Origin of the sequence: Kribbella sp. NPDC050281 (assembly GCF_040655855.1) — a bacterium.
In the GTDB taxonomy this organism is placed as follows: domain Bacteria; phylum Actinomycetota; class Actinomycetes; order Propionibacteriales; family Kribbellaceae; genus Kribbella.
Window position 1 is genome coordinate 220,141 of sequence record NZ_JBFAKS010000003.1, and the last position, 13,594, is coordinate 233,734.

Annotated in this window: 14 protein-coding genes; 4 read left to right on the forward strand and 10 right to left on the reverse strand. The window is 68.8% G+C overall.

Annotation, left to right across the window (positions count from 1 at the left end):
* Window positions 1–3 precede the first annotated feature (3 nt).
* Genes AB0I34_RS05310 through AB0I34_RS05330 form a run of 5 tightly spaced genes read right to left on the reverse strand, consistent with a single transcriptional unit; the run spans window position 4 to window position 5,583 of the window.
* On the reverse strand, window positions 4–1,683 hold the full coding sequence (locus AB0I34_RS05310) for an ABC transporter substrate-binding protein (protein ID WP_360439738.1): 1,680 nt from the start codon (window positions 1,681–1,683) through the stop codon (window positions 4–6).
* Complete coding sequence (locus tag AB0I34_RS05315) at window positions 1,680–2,666, reverse strand: ABC transporter ATP-binding protein (protein WP_360439741.1); 987 nt, start codon at window positions 2,664–2,666, stop codon at window positions 1,680–1,682. The genes AB0I34_RS05310 and AB0I34_RS05315 overlap by 4 nt, the downstream gene beginning before the upstream one ends.
* A complete protein-coding gene (locus tag AB0I34_RS05320) occupies window positions 2,663–3,661 on the reverse strand; it encodes an ABC transporter ATP-binding protein (protein ID WP_360439744.1) in 999 nt (332 codons plus the stop codon). Before AB0I34_RS05320 ends, AB0I34_RS05315 begins: the two co-directional genes overlap by 4 nt.
* Window positions 3,654–4,652: an ABC transporter permease gene (locus tag AB0I34_RS05325; RefSeq protein WP_360439747.1), complete on the reverse strand. Its 999-nt coding sequence runs from the start codon at window positions 4,650–4,652 to the stop codon at window positions 3,654–3,656. The genes AB0I34_RS05320 and AB0I34_RS05325 overlap by 8 nt, the downstream gene beginning before the upstream one ends.
* Window position 4,653: 1 nt before the next feature.
* A complete protein-coding gene (locus tag AB0I34_RS05330; RefSeq protein WP_360439749.1) occupies window positions 4,654–5,583 on the reverse strand; it encodes an ABC transporter permease in 930 nt (309 codons plus the stop codon).
* Between the two features lie 146 nt (window positions 5,584–5,729).
* Between AB0I34_RS05330 and AB0I34_RS05335 the strand changes: the two genes are divergently transcribed.
* Both AB0I34_RS05335 and AB0I34_RS05340 read left to right on the forward strand, forming a co-directional pair.
* Window positions 5,730–6,587, forward strand: a complete 858-nt coding sequence (locus tag AB0I34_RS05335) for an alpha/beta hydrolase (RefSeq protein WP_360439752.1) — start codon at window positions 5,730–5,732, stop codon at window positions 6,585–6,587.
* Window positions 6,587–7,294, forward strand: a complete 708-nt coding sequence (locus tag AB0I34_RS05340; RefSeq protein WP_360439755.1) for a nucleotidyltransferase domain-containing protein — start codon at window positions 6,587–6,589, stop codon at window positions 7,292–7,294. Before AB0I34_RS05335 ends, AB0I34_RS05340 begins: the two co-directional genes overlap by 1 nt.
* Before the next feature lie 2 nt (window positions 7,295–7,296).
* On the opposite strand, the gene AB0I34_RS05345 is transcribed toward AB0I34_RS05340, so the two are convergent.
* Genes AB0I34_RS05345 through AB0I34_RS05355 form a run of 3 tightly spaced genes read right to left on the reverse strand, consistent with a single transcriptional unit; the run spans window position 7,297 to window position 9,245 of the window.
* Window positions 7,297–7,974 carry a hypothetical protein gene (locus AB0I34_RS05345; RefSeq protein ID WP_360439758.1) on the reverse strand — a complete coding sequence of 226 codons (678 nt, stop codon included), beginning with the start codon at window positions 7,972–7,974 and terminating at the stop codon, window positions 7,297–7,299.
* Between the two features lie 51 nt (window positions 7,975–8,025).
* Complete coding sequence (locus tag AB0I34_RS05350; protein ID WP_360439761.1) at window positions 8,026–8,700, reverse strand: hypothetical protein; 675 nt, start codon at window positions 8,698–8,700, stop codon at window positions 8,026–8,028.
* Window positions 8,697–9,245 (reverse strand): sigma-70 family RNA polymerase sigma factor, encoded by a 549-nt coding sequence (locus AB0I34_RS05355; protein WP_360439764.1) that lies wholly within the window; start codon window positions 9,243–9,245, stop codon window positions 8,697–8,699. The genes AB0I34_RS05350 and AB0I34_RS05355 overlap by 4 nt, the downstream gene beginning before the upstream one ends.
* 73 nt (window positions 9,246–9,318) lie before the next feature.
* Between AB0I34_RS05355 and AB0I34_RS05360 the strand changes: the two genes are divergently transcribed.
* Both AB0I34_RS05360 and AB0I34_RS05365 read left to right on the forward strand, forming a co-directional pair.
* Window positions 9,319–10,836 carry a TldD/PmbA family protein gene (locus AB0I34_RS05360; protein WP_360439767.1) on the forward strand — a complete coding sequence of 506 codons (1,518 nt, stop codon included), beginning with the start codon at window positions 9,319–9,321 and terminating at the stop codon, window positions 10,834–10,836.
* Window positions 10,833–12,242, forward strand: a complete 1,410-nt coding sequence (locus AB0I34_RS05365; RefSeq protein ID WP_360439770.1) for a TldD/PmbA family protein — start codon at window positions 10,833–10,835, stop codon at window positions 12,240–12,242. The genes AB0I34_RS05360 and AB0I34_RS05365 overlap by 4 nt, the downstream gene beginning before the upstream one ends.
* Before the next feature lie 68 nt (window positions 12,243–12,310).
* Here AB0I34_RS05365 and AB0I34_RS05370 read toward each other — a convergent pair whose 3' ends face one another.
* The gene (locus AB0I34_RS05370) at window positions 12,311–12,730 is read right to left on the reverse strand and encodes a DUF805 domain-containing protein (RefSeq protein WP_360439773.1); all 420 of its coding nucleotides are present in this window, start codon (window positions 12,728–12,730) and stop codon (window positions 12,311–12,313) included.
* A 162-nt stretch (window positions 12,731–12,892) separates the two neighbouring features.
* Window positions 12,893–13,561, reverse strand: a complete 669-nt coding sequence (locus AB0I34_RS05375; RefSeq protein WP_360439776.1) for a class I SAM-dependent methyltransferase — start codon at window positions 13,559–13,561, stop codon at window positions 12,893–12,895.
* Window positions 13,562–13,594: the final 33 nt, after the last annotated feature.

A 13,594-nucleotide genomic window follows, 5' to 3' on the forward strand; every position in this document is an offset into this window, starting at 1 on the left:
GCCCTACTTGCTCAGACCCACGATCAGCTGGTTCGGGTACGGCGGGTAGGCGGACAGGTAGAAGTTCTGCACCTTCGACCCGTGCAGGAACGCGTTGCGCGCGTAGATCAGCGGCACGACCGGCGAGTCCTGCATGATCTGCTTGTCCACCGCACCCCACATTCCGGCGGCCTTGCCCAGGTCCGACTCGGCCGTCGCCGCCGCGATCGCGGAGTCCACCGCCGGGTTGGAGTAGCGGGAGATGTTGTACCCGCCGTTGCCGATCTCCGACGACGCGAACAGCGGCTGGATGTTGCCGAGCGCGCTCGGGAAGTCCGGCAGCCAGCTGCCCACGGTCAGGTCGAAGTCCGGCTTGTTCCCGGTGATCAGGTCGGTCAGCGGCTCCGTGTCGAGCGGCAGGATCTTGACCGTGATCCCGGCCCGCTTCAGGCCCTGCTGGATCGCCTGCGCCACCGGGAGGCCCGTCGCGGTCGTGTTGTCGGCGACCAAGGTCAGGGTGAGGTTGCCGACGCCCGCGGCCGCGAGCATCTGCTTGGCCTTGTCCGGGTCGCCCTGCGGCGGCGCCGGGAACAGGTCGAACTTGCTGAAGCCGTCGATGCCCGGCGTGATCAGAGTCGTGGCGAGCTCGCCGCCGTACTCCGGACCGCCCTCGGCGACCTGGACGGCCTGCTTGTCGACGGCGAACTGGATCGCCTTGCGGACCTCAGGGTTCGAGAGCGCGGGGCGCTTGGTGTTCATCGCGAGGTACTCCAGGGCGCCCGACGGCGACGTTGCCACGCGCGCCTTGACGGCCGGATTGCCGGTTACTGTCGGGATCAGCGCGGCCGGAACCGAGGTGCCCGTGGTGGCCGCGAACTTGTCGTCGCCGGCGTCGGCGATCAGGCGCTGGTTCACCACGTCGGGCTGCAGGCCCATGTCGAACACGATGGAGTCCGGCAGGCCGGTGCGGGCCTGATCGGTCGACTTGTCCCAGCCCGGGTTGCGCTCCAGCTCGAGCTTCGAGCCCGGGGCCAACGACTTCACCTGGTACGGGCCGCTGGCGACCGGCTTCTCGCCGTAGTGCGCCGGGTCGGTGTCGGCCTTCTTCGGCACCGGCGAGAACGCCGGCATGCTGACGATCCAGGGCCAGTCGCCGAACGGCTTGTTCAGCTTGAAGACGAGCGTGGTGTCGTCCGGGGTCTGGACCGAGGCCAGGTCGCCACCCTTGTACGGGCCGGTGTACTTGTCCCCGCCGACCAGCAGCGACTTGTGGTAGCCGAGGCCACCGGACAGCTCCGGCGCGAACGACCGCTCGATGCCGTACTTGATGTCGGCGGCAACGATCGGCGACCCGTCGGCGTACTTCAGGCCCGGCTTCAGCTTGTAGGTCCAGGTCTTGCCGCCGTCGGAGACCTGGCCGGTGTCGGTGGCCAGGTCGGGAACCAGTTGCGCCGCCTTGCCCTCCTCGGTCTTCCACGACGTCAGGCCGCGCAGCACCAGGTGGATCGTGCTGATCCCCAGGTTCTGGCTCTTGGCCGGGTCGAGGTTGATCTCCTTGCTCGTGGTGAGCACGTGCCAGGTGCCGCCCTGCTCCGCGGCCGCGGTGCTGCCACCACTGGGGGTGGACTTGTCGTTGGCGTTGCAGGCGGCCGCCGCCAGCACCAACGCGGCCGCTACCGCGACCGCTCGGGTTAGGTGTTTCATCGTGTCCTCTCAGGAGGTGGGGGCTCAGGGAAGTAGCAGGCGGCCCGGTGTTCCGTGCTCCCCTGGACGGGTTCGAGCACAGGCCGTGCGGTCGCGCACACGTCCTGGACCTTGTAGCAGCGGGTCCGGAACGGGCAGCCGGACGGCGGATCGATCGGCGTCGGGACGTCGCCGGTCAGCACGATCCGGTCCCGCTCGACACCCGGCTCGGGCACCGGGACCGCGGACAGCAAGGCCTTCGTGTAGGGATGGGCCGGCGCCGAGTACACCTGGTCGGCCGGACCCTCCTCGACGATCGTGCCGAGGTACATGACCGCCAGCCGGCTCGCGACCTGACGTACGACGGCCAGGTCGTGGGCGACGAGCACATAGGACAGGCCGAGCTCGTCGCGAAGGTCGGCGAGCAGGTTCAGCACCTGGGCCTGCACCGACACGTCGAGGGCGGACACCGGCTCGTCGCAGACCAGCAGATCGGGCTTCACCGACAGCGCCCGCGCGATCCCGATCCGCTGCCGCTGACCGCCGGAGAACTCGTGCGGGTAGCGCTCGAGGTGCTCCTCGGAGAGTCCGACCTGGTGCAGCAACTCGACGAGCTGGGCTCTGGTCGGCCGGATCCCCTGGGCGCGGAACGGCGTACTCAGAATGGTGCCGACCGACTGCCGCGGGTTGAGTGACGCCTGCGGGTCCTGGAACACCATCTGGATCTTGCGGCGGACCGGCCGGAGCCTGCGGCCGCGGACGTTGGTGACGTCCGCACCGCCGATCTCGACACTGCCCTGGGTCGGGTCCAGGAGCCGGGTCGCCACTCGGGCGAGCGTGGACTTGCCGGAGCCGGACTCGCCGACCAGGCCGACCGTCTCACCCTTGCGGACGACGAAGTTCACGCCGTCGACGGCCTTGACCGCCTGGGCCGCTCGCCACGGCACGCCGCGCAGACCGAAGTACTTCTTGACGTTCTTGAGATGGAGCAGCTCGTCACTCATGTGATCACCTCGGGCCGGCGGCCGAGATGGCAGGCGGCCTCGTGATCGCCCTCGCCGGGCCGGGGCGTGAGCTCGGGGCGCTCGGTGATGCAGCGTTCGCCGACCAGGTGGGTGTACGCGCACCGCGGCTGGAACGGGCACCCGGTCTTGATCGAGCCGGGCGACGGCGGAGTGCCGGGGATCGTGGTCAACCGCGGTTTCGGGGGTACGTCGACCCGCGGCATCGCACCGAGCAGACCCAGGCTGTACGGATGCGCCGCCCGGTAGAACAGATCGCGGACCGTGCCCCGCTCGGCCGCGCGACCGGCGTACATGACCAGAACATCGTCGGCGACCTCCGCGACCACGCCGAGGTCGTGCGAGATCAGGACGAGCGCAGTACCGAACTCCTCCTGGACATCGTCCAGGAGGCGCATGATCTGTGCCTGCACGGTCACGTCGAGTGCGGTCGTCGGCTCGTCCGCGATCAGCACCCTCGGGTCGTTCACCAGAGCCATAGCAATCACGACCCGCTGCCGCATTCCCCCGGAGAACTCGTGCGGGTAACTGTCCGCCCGCCGGGCCGCGTCCGGGATGCCGACCTTGTCCAGCATCTCGACCGCTCGACGGTGGGCCGCCTTCTTCGACACGTCGTGGTGCAGCCGGTACGCCTCGGCGACCTGCCAGCCGACGCTGTAGTACGGGTTCAGCGCGGACAGCGCGTCCTGGAACACCAGAGCGATGTCGTTGCCGCGGATCTTGCGGAGCTCGTCGTTCGGGAGGCCGATCAGCTCGCGGCCGTCCAGCAGCACCTCACCGGTACAGGCGGCGTTCGACGGCAGCAGACCCATCACGGCGGCGGAGCTGACGCTCTTGCCGGAGCCGGACTCGCCGACGATCGCGAGCGTTTCGCCGGGCGCGACCGAGAAGTCGATGCCGTCGACGGCCGGGACGAGACCACCCTCGGTCGTGAACGTGACGTGCAGGTCGTGCACTTCCAGTACCGGCTCAGCCATGGCTCACCCTCGGGTCGAGCACACCGTGCACTACGTCCACCACCAGATTCGCCAGAATGATCAGGAAGGCCGAGAACAGCGTCACGCCGACGACCACGGCCACGTCCAGCTGAGCGACCGCGCTGATCAGGAGGTCGCCCAGTCCCTGCATGCTGAACACCTTCTCGGTCAGGATCGCGCCACCGAGCAGAGCACCGAGGTCCAGACCGAAGAGGGTGATGATCGGCACCAGTACGCCGCGCAGCCCGTGGGTGACGACCACGCGAGCCTCGCCGGCGCCCTTGGCCCGGGCCGTGGTGATGTAGTCGAGGTTCAGCTCCTCGATCATCTGCGAGCGGGTCAGGCGGATGTACGCCGCTGCCTGGATGACCGCGAGAACGAGCCACGGCGTGACCAGGTGCCAGGCCCAGTCGACCGGGCTCTCGGTGAACGGGACGTAGCCGTTCACCGGGACCATGTTCAGCCAGAACCCGAACACGAGGATCGCCAGCAGTCCGAGCAGGAACGACGGCGTCGACACTCCGACCAGCGCGACCCCGACGGACAACCGGTCGAGCAGGTGTCCCCGCCTGAGCGCGGCGACCACGCCGAGCGACACCCCGAGCAGCAGCCAGAGGATGGCCGCGCCGATCGCGATCGACGCCGTGATCGGCAGCCGGTCGAGGATCAGCGTGGTCACCGGGCGGGCCAGCGGGAACGAGTAGCCGAAGCACGGTGCGTTGCAGTGCACCGCCGCCGCACCGTCGCCGAAGGTGCGGCCGGCGAAGATGCCCTTGAGGAAGCTGAGGTACTGCTGGATGGTGCTCTGATCCAGCTGCATGAAGTGCCGGGCCTGCTCGAGGCGGTCCGGCGTACACGGCTTGCCACAAGCGAGGTGGGCCGGGTCGGCCGGGATCGCGTAGAAGACCAGGTAGACGGCGAGGCTCAGCGCGAGCATCACCAGCACGGCCCCGAACAGGCGGCGGATCACGAACCAGACGAGATCGGGCATCTCAGCTCGTCCTCCGCAGGCGGACGTCGAACGCGTCGCGGACGCCGTCGCCGAGCAGCGTGAAGCCGAGCACCGCGACGAACAGCGTGACGCCGGGGAAGAACAGGAACCAGGGATCCGCGCCGGTGTAGACCCAGGCGATCGAGTCGGAGATGGAGCGGCCGAGGCTGGGTGTCGGCGGTGGTACGCCGACGCCCAGGAACGACAGCGCCGCCTCGGCCCCGATGTAGCCGGGGATGGCCAGGGTCGCGATCACGAGGACCGGGCCGAGCAGGTTCGGCAGGAGTTCGCGGGTGATCACGTGCCAGCCCGACGAGCCGACACTGCGGGCCGCCTCGACGTACTCGCGCGCGACCAGGGACCTCGCCTGGTTGCGGATCAACCGGGCCAGGCTGGCCCAGCCGAACACGCTGAGTACGAGGATCAGCAGCAGCCAGCGCGGGAAGCCCGCGGGCACGATGATGCCCAGGGCAATCATGAAGACGAGCTGCGGAAAGCCGAACAAGAAGTCGAACACCCGGGACGCGACCGCGTCGTACCAGCCGCCGAGGTAGGCGGCGCTGATGCCGATCAAGGTACCGACGACCGAGGTGACGAGGGTGACCACGATCGCGATCGTCAGCGAGGTCCGCAGGCCGAGCACCACGATCGAGAACAGGTCCCGGCCGGTCAGTGGTTCGACGCCGAACCAGTGCTCGCTGCTCACCCCACCGAGCGCACCTTTCGGCGCGTTGCCTCGTGCCGGGTCGAGCAGATCGAGGTGGTAGGTGTACGGATCCTGCCCGGACAGCTTCACCAGCAGCGGCGCCGCGGCCGCGGTCAGCACCAGCAGCACGACCAGCACCGCACCGAGCCGCGCGCTCCGGTCCGTCCGGGCGCGGCGCAGGGCTTGCCGGGTCGGCGAGACGGCCGCGGCAACCGAGGAACTCACAAGCACTCCTGACAACGTCGAACAATCCCAGCCGGGAGACGGTAGGCCGAAGTCTTCCACCATCGCAGTTCCATCCCGAATCCCGAGAATCCCACTCGATCTGGTCGACGTCTGTGCGCAACACCCGACCGGCTACTCTCCGCACCGTGGACAAGGAACTGACGGTCGGCGGGCGAGTACTCAGGTACAGCGTGTACGGCGATACCGACGGGGTGCCGGTGCTGTCGCAGGGCGGGTCACCGAGCACGCGATGGAAGCGTCCGGACGTCGTACGGGCTGTCGAGGAGTGCGGCGTACATCTGGTCGTTCCCGATCGGCCGGGGTACGGCGGGTCGACGCGCAAGCCGGGGCGGACGGTTGCCGACGCGGTGGAGGACGTGGCCGCCTTGGCCGACGGACTCGGGTGGGACCGGTTCGCAGTCACCGGCGGATCAGGCGGGGGCCCGCACGCTCTTGCCTGTGCTGCCCTCCTCCCGGATCGCATCGTCCGGTGTGCTGTGTCCGGAGGCATCACACCGCCGATCGTGGACGGCCCTGAGCCGATCGGGGACGAGGAGGACCCGCGGCTCAATCGCACGTCGTGGCTGGCCGCTCGTGGTGAGCAGTACATCCGGCCGTCCATCGAGGAGGCCGCACTGAGCATCATGGCCGCGGTCGAGGCCGCCGGCCCGGAGTTCCCGCCGGACCCGCACTCCCCCGCACCGCCGGCGCCACCTGCCAAGGACGATCCGGAAGCCATGGCCCGGCTCACGGCGACCTTCGTCACCAGCCACGACGGCTGGGTCGACGACAACGTCGCGTTCGCCGCCGACTGGGGGTTCCACCTCGCCGACGTCCAAGTGCCGACGAGCATCTGGTTCGGCTCCGGTGACGATCGCGCTCGCAAGTACGCCGATCTGCTCCTCGCGGAGATCCCGAACGCGGAGCTCGTCCCGTACACCGGTGGCCACATCCAACCGGAAAATGCGTACCGCGACCTGCTGTACTGGCTGAAACTGTCCTGATGGAACCGATCGACCTGGCACGGCAGTTGGTGGCAGAGCAGTTCCCGGACGCACGCGCGGCATGGCTGGGTGGGAGCGTGGCACGTGGCGACGCGTCCCCTACGTCCGACCTGGACATCACCGTGCTCCTCGACGGACCGCCCGCACCGCTGCGGAAATCCCTGCAGTACGGCGGCTGGCCGGTGGAGCTGTTCGTGCACACCGAGAAGTCGATCGCGTTCTTCTCCGGCAAGGACCAGCAACGCAGACAGCCGACCATGGCGCGGCTTGTCGGTGAGTCCGTCGTACTGCTCGACACCGATGGCTCGGGCGCGCGGTTGCAGCAAGCCTGCCTCGCCGAGGTGGCCGCCGGGCCGGCCCCACTCAGCAGTGACGAACTCGCTCTGCTGCGCTACATGATCACCGGCCTCCTGGACGACCTCGCCGATGCCACCGGCAACGTCCGCACTGCCATCTGCTCGACGCTCTGGCAGGACGCCGCCCGGCTCCTCCTCACCGGCGCCCGTCAATGGTCCGGCACTGGCAAAGGCCTGCTGCGCGAGGTGATGGCGTACGACGAGTCGCACGGCACCGGCCACGCGACGGCGCTGATGGACGGGGTCCGGGCGGAGAACGACCGTCTCGTCGAGGAGGTCGACCGGATCTTGCAGCCCTATGGCGGGCGGCTGTTCAGCGGCTTCGAGCTGGCTGGGACTCCGGTCGACTAGTTCTACTCGGCGTCGACGAGCTGCCAGTCGCGGCGCTTCGGGAGCAGGCGGACAGCGAGTACTGCGACCAGTGCGCCGATGAGGACGCCGGGGATGATCCAGCGCCAGCCGGTGAGGACGCCCGTCGATGCGGTCTGAGCCTGTGGGGGCGCCGCCGGCGCGGTGGTCGGAACGGGCTCGGTCGCCGGGGCCGGGGCTGGTTGGAGATTCCAGTCCATGCTGGTCGGGCCGCCGAACGACCCTGGTTGCTCCTGCTGGCCGGGCAGCAGCTTGAGGGAGCCGAGCAGCTTCAGCAGAGCGGCCGGGTCGGTTGAGGTGTGCCAGGTGGGTTGGGCCGGCATCGTCTTACCGTCGAGCGTCTCGGTCGTGGCGATCCACGGACCGCCCTCGACGTTCGGGTAGATGATGTCGAGCCGCCAGACGGACATGTCGTGGATCATCCAGGCAGCGCGGACGAACGCACCGGCGTCATGCCGCTCGTCCCCGACCGCCGGCTTCGATCCGGCGACCTGCGTCAGTCGCTGGAGCTCTTCGTAGGCACTGTCGTCGTACCCGACCGCCGCCACCCGTGGTGGGGCGCTGAGCAGGACGCTGGTCGGACCGCCTGCGTCTGCAGGTGCGGCTCCGACAGCGGCGACGGCGATCACGGCGGCAAGCAGTGCGAGCGTACGGCGGACCATGGCGGCTCTCCCTGGAAAGACGAGGACTCACCGCTGATACACCGCCGGACGCTAGGAGGTTCCGCGAGCCAACTCGACCGCTCTGGTCTTGTCAGGCGCTCCCTCGAGCCGGAACGTCACCCCGTTGCTCACCCAGACCAGAGTGGGGCCGGCCACGCGGACACGCTGCTCCACCCCGTGCTCGTCCTCCAGCACGAGTTCATGCGGGGTCTTGAACCAGTAACCGTTGATGTCCTGCACGTACTCCAGGCTGTCGTAGTACTTCTTCAGGTACAGCGGCGACACCTCGGCCCGGAACTGCTCCAGCCGGATCCCACTCTCCCAGCTGATCGCCACGAAGCCCTTTGATGCTTCAACACCCTTGGGACCACCCAGCGTTTGCGGCAGCGCCGGCTTGAACCCGGCGATCCGCTCCGCCTCCTCCAACGACAGCTGACCGTTGACTCCAGGCGCTGGCGGCGCACTGGTCGGGCCGGTGCCGACCGGACGAGCCTGCACTCCCCCGATGTTCAGCCACTCCGCCACCGTCGCACGGACCGGCGGCGTCAGCGCTGCACCCGCGATCAGCACGAGGAAGCCGGCCACGAACGCACGCCACCGGTCCCGCAGCCGCCTCCGCACAGGTACGTCGGCCACCCGGGACAGCACTGCGGTGGCCAGCCCCTCGTCCACCGGAGGTACGACGGCAGAACGTCCGAGGACCCGTAGCTCATCGTCCAAGTTCATCGCTGCACCTCCTTGTCGGGGAGTGAGGTCCGTAGTCGGCCCAGTGCGCGGTGCAGGCGGGACTTGACCGTCCCACGCGGCCAACCGAGCACCACTGCCGTCTCCTGCTCGTCCAGGTCCAACAGATAGCGGCAGGTCACCACCTGCCGCATGTTGTCGGGCAGCGCACGGACAGCAGTCAGCAGCTCCTGCCGCCGCTCCAGGGTGACTGCGTGCTCGGCCGGGTCCAGTACGACGTCCAACGGCGCGGCCAGCTCCTCACGGCGGGACCGGCGGCTGCGGGACCGGACGACGTTGCGCGTCTCGTTCGCGACGATGCGCAGCAGCCACGGCCGGAACGCCGACCCCTCCCGGAACCCACCAAGCGCCCGGTACGCCTTCACGAACGCCTCCTGGACCACGTCGTCCGCGTCCGCACCGGCGCCGAGGAAGACCGCCGTACGTTTGGCCACCTGGGCGTGCCGCAGCACCAGCTCGCCGTACGCGGCCGACTCACCACCACGCACCCGAGCCAGAATCTCCGCCTCGTCGCCCTGGCTGATCACGCCTCCAGTCAGTTTCCAGACATTGTGACTACACCACCGGACCTTCCGCGGTTCCCGTGTATAAGGTCGGAACGTGCCAGAAGTCGATGCGTCCTTCCTCGCCCTTCCCCGTCACGAGCTCGCCGAGGCCGCGCTGCAGCGCGCCCGAGACCTCGGCGCCACCTTCGCCGAGTTCCGGCTGGAGCGGATCCGGTCCGAGTCCATCGCGTTACGCGACAGCCTGCTGGAGAGCGCTAGCGACGACGAGGACCTCGGCCTCGCGGTCCGCGTCATCCACGACGGCACCTGGGGCTTCGCCGCCGGCGTCGCGCTGACCACCGACGAGGCGGTCCAGGTCGCCGAGCAGGCCGTCAACATGGCCCAGGTCGCCCGGCCGATCAACGCCGAGCCGATCGAGCTCGCCGACGAGCCCGTGTACGACGACGCCAGCTGGGTGTCGTCGTACGAGATCGACCCGTTCAGCGTGCCGCGGGCCGAGAAGGTCGCGCTGCTCACCGACTACAGCGACCGGCTGATGAAGGCCGACGGCGTCGCACACGTCAGCGTCCACGTGGCCTCGGTCCACGAGTGCAAGTTCTACGCCAACACCGAGGGAACGTCGTACACCCAGCAACGGGTCCGGATCGGTCCGGACATCACCGCCTACGCAGTGGACAGCGAGACCGGCCGGTTCGACTCGATGTCGAGCTGCGTGCCGCCGGCCGGCCGTGGCTGGGAGTACCTGACCGGCACCGGCTGGAACTGGGACGAGGAGCTCGCCCAGATCCCCGGCTGGCTGGCCGAGAAGATGACCGCGCCGGCCGTCGAGGCGGGCAGCTACGACCTGGTGATCGACCCGAGCAACCTGTGGCTCACCATCCACGAGTCGATCGGCCACGCCACCGAGCTGGACCGCGCCCTCGGGTACGAGGCGAACTACGCCGGTACCAGCTTCGCAACCACCGACAAGCTGAACACGCTGAAGTACGGCTCGCCCGTCATGCACGTCACCGGCGACCGCACCGCCGAGCACGGCCTGTCCACGGTCGGGTACGACGACGAGGGCGTGGCCGGCCAGCAGTGGGACCTGGTGAAGGACGGCACCCTGGTCGGCTACCAGGTCGACCGCCGGATGGCCAAGGTCAACGAGGACCTGCTCGGTACGCCGCGCTCCAACGGCTGTGCGTACGCCGACTCGTCCGGGCACATCCCGATCCAGCGGATGGCCAACGTGTCGTTGCAGCCGGCCCCGGACGGTCCCTCGACCGAGGAGCTGATCAGCCGGGTGACGAACGGCATCTACATCGTCGGTGACAAGTCCTGGTCGATCGACATGCAGCGGTACAACTTCCAGTTCACCGGTCAGCGGTTCTACAAGATCACCGACGGCAAGCTCGACGGCCAGCTCCGCGACGTCGCCTACCAGGCGACGACCACCGACTTCTGGGGCTCGATGGAGGCGGTCGGCGGCCCGCAGACGTATGTCCTCGGCGGCGCGCTCAACTGCGGCAAGGCTCAGCCCGGGCAGAGCGGCGCCGTCAGCCACGGGTGCCCGTCCGCCCTGTTCCGCAGCGTCCGCATTCTCAACACCACGCAGGAGGCCGGCCGGTGACGACCGCCATTCAGCTCACTCCGCAGGACACGATCGAGCGCGGACTCGACCTGGCCGCGGCCGAGGGCGCCGACGGCTGTGTCGTCATCGTCGCCGAGACGTCCAGCGCCAACCTGCGCTGGGCCAACAACACCCTGACCACCAACGGCGCCATGCGCGGCTCCAGCGTGACCGTGATCGCGACGGTCGGCGCCGGCGAGGGTACGGCGGCCGGCATCGTCGGCCGGTCGTCGGTCACGGATGTCTCGCTCGGCGACCTCGTGTCCGCGGCGGTCGCCACTGCCCGTGCGTCCAGCCCGGCCGAGGATGCCCGACCGCTCGTCGACGGCACCATGGGCGCGGACTGGGCCGCGGAGCCGGAGGAGACGACGGTCAGCATCTACGAGAAGTTCGCCCCGGCGCTCGGCGAGACGCTGAAGAGGGCCGGCAAGGAGAGCCGCTGGCTCTACGGCTTCGCCGACCACGAGGTCACCACCCTCTACCTCGGCTCGTCCGCCGGGCTGCGGCTGCGGCAGGCACTGCCCCGCGGGTTCGTCTCCGAGACTGGCAAGTCCGGTGACCTCAGCCAGTCCGCCTGGGTCGGTGCGGCCACTCGCGACTTCGCCGACATCGACCCGTTCGCACTCGACGCCGAACTGAACCGCCGGCTCGGCTGGGCGTCGCGGACCGTGTCGGTCGACGCCGGCCGGCACCCGACGATCCTGCCCCCGGCCGCAGTCGCCGACCTGATGACGTACCTGTTCTGGCAACTCGACGGACGGGAAGCGTTCGAGGGCCGCAGCGTCTTCTCCACACCGTCCGGCGGGACGCGGATCGGCGACGCGCTGTCGTCGCAGCCGGTCAACCTGCTGTCGGATCCGCAACTGCCTGGGCTCGAGACCTTCCCGTTCGCCGTGGCCCGCTCGTCCGGCGGGGCGTCCAGCGTGTTCGACAACGGCCTCACACTGTCCGCGACCGATTGGATTCGCGGCGGCAAGCTCGAGCACTTGATGACGAGCCGTCACACGGCCGACCTGATCGGTGCTCCGGCCGCGACACCTGGCGTCGACAACTATGTGCTGTCAGTTGACGGAGCATCCGGGTCGACGGACGACCTGGTCGCCGGGCTCGAGCACGGCCTGCTGCTCACCTGCCTGTGGTACATCCGGATGGTCGATCCGCAGACGTCGCTGCTCACCGGTCTGACCCGCGACGGCGTCTACCTGGTCGAGAACGGCGAGGTGACCGGTGCCGTGAACAACTTCCGCTTCAACGAGAGCCCGGTCGACCTGCTCGCCCGGTTCAGCGCCGCGGGGGCAACGGTTCCGTCGTTCTCGCGCGAGTGGGGCGACTACTTCTCGCGGACCGCGACCCCGCCGCTGCTGGTGCCCGACTTCAACATGTCGAGCGTCAGCCAGGCCAGCTGACTTCCATTCCGGACACGGACGCCCCGCGAACCCTCTCGGGTTCACGGGGCGTTCTGCGTGTCTAGGGGTCAGACCGTGGGGTAGCCAGGCTCGGCCGGACCGGCGCCCGGCTGACCGAACCGCTCGGCCGCCTTCGGGTCCGGACCATGCTGGTTGTCACCCACCGTGCCCTCCTGCGCCGCCAGCACGATGAACCAGATCCAGCCGATGCAGGGGATCAGGTTGATCAGGATCCACCAACCGCTGCGGTTCGTGTCGTGCATGCGCCGGATGGCGACACCGATCGAGGGCAGCAGCACCGCGAGGCTGTAGATCGTGGACAGGATTCCACTGCCACTGTTGCCGTAGTCCGTACCGATGATCCGGTCCACGATGCCCAGGATGATCGAGGCGATCACGTTGAACAGGACGAACATCCAGTACTCTTTGCGCCGCGCCCGGCCGCTGAACACGGCGTACTTCTTGAGGACGTCGATATACCACTGCATTGCTGATCTCCGATGGTCGAAGGTAAGACGCCGACAGAGCCTGTCGGATACCGATCTGCTGCGTCAATGCAACATTTCGGATTGGTGACCACACCGCAACCTGGCACGCCGCTGCTTGAGCGAACGTCACCTTTTCGGAACCGGCAACAGTTAGAGCCGGCTTCAGGTTGCGGGCTTGCCCAGCGTGACCCGCCACATCCGCAGCGGCCGCGGGCCTTCGTCGTACGGCGTCTGGTCGTCGAGCCGCCAGCGGTCGGCCAGCTCCTGGATCAGCGACTGGTCGAAGAACCGGCCGACGAACCCGTCGTGCACGGCCAGGCCCTCCTCGAGTTCTTGCCAGTGGCCCGCACACGGGTCATCGGCCGACCACACGGCGTACACGAAGAGTCCGCCGGGGCACAGGACGCGGTAGATCTCGGACACCAGGGAGCGCAGTTCAGCGCGGGAGAAGGCCATGTTCAGCAGCAGGTTCGCGAACACCGCGTTGACGGTGGCGTCGGCGGGCGGCAACGGATCGCGGACGTCGTGCAGCGCGGCGGTGACGCGGTCGTCGAGGCCCTCACGCTGTGCTTCCAGCCGCAACTGGTCGAGCGCGGCCTCGCTGAAGTCCGTCGCGTGCACACTGAATCCCTGTCTGGCCAGGAAGAACGCGTCCCGGCCGTGCCCGGCGCCGAGCTCCAGCACGTCATCGATGCCTGCGGCACCGAACACCTCCGCGGCCCACTGCGCCGCCGCGGACGGCTCCGAACCGTGCAGCTGCGGATGATGCAGGTAGGCCCGCTGCCAACGCTCCTGCTGAGCTCTCGCGAGCTCGACATGCCCAGTATTCATCTTGCTCCCCGTGGTCGTCTCGCCGGTCTGGAC

What these genes read in the sequence shown, in the direction of transcription:
- AB0I34_RS05340 (WP_360439755.1), top strand. Translation starts at nt 6,587, where the DNA reads ATGGAACCGATCGACCTGGCACGGCAGTTGGTGGCAGAGCAGTTCCCG.
- AB0I34_RS05375 (WP_360439776.1), bottom strand. Translation starts at nt 13,561, where the DNA reads ATGAATACTGGGCATGTCGAGCTCGCGAGAGCTCAGCAGGAGCGTTGG.
- AB0I34_RS05320 (WP_360439744.1), bottom strand. Translation starts at nt 3,661, where the DNA reads ATGGCTGAGCCGGTACTGGAAGTGCACGACCTGCACGTCACGTTCACG.
- AB0I34_RS05370 (WP_360439773.1), bottom strand. Translation starts at nt 12,730, where the DNA reads ATGCAGTGGTATATCGACGTCCTCAAGAAGTACGCCGTGTTCAGCGGC.
- AB0I34_RS05310 (WP_360439738.1), bottom strand. Translation starts at nt 1,683, where the DNA reads ATGAAACACCTAACCCGAGCGGTCGCGGTAGCGGCCGCGTTGGTGCTG.
- AB0I34_RS05325 (WP_360439747.1), bottom strand. Translation starts at nt 4,652, where the DNA reads ATGCCCGATCTCGTCTGGTTCGTGATCCGCCGCCTGTTCGGGGCCGTG.
- AB0I34_RS05345 (WP_360439758.1), bottom strand. Translation starts at nt 7,974, where the DNA reads ATGGTCCGCCGTACGCTCGCACTGCTTGCCGCCGTGATCGCCGTCGCC.
- AB0I34_RS05315 (WP_360439741.1), bottom strand. Translation starts at nt 2,666, where the DNA reads ATGAGTGACGAGCTGCTCCATCTCAAGAACGTCAAGAAGTACTTCGGT.
- AB0I34_RS05350 (WP_360439761.1), bottom strand. Translation starts at nt 8,700, where the DNA reads ATGAACTTGGACGATGAGCTACGGGTCCTCGGACGTTCTGCCGTCGTA.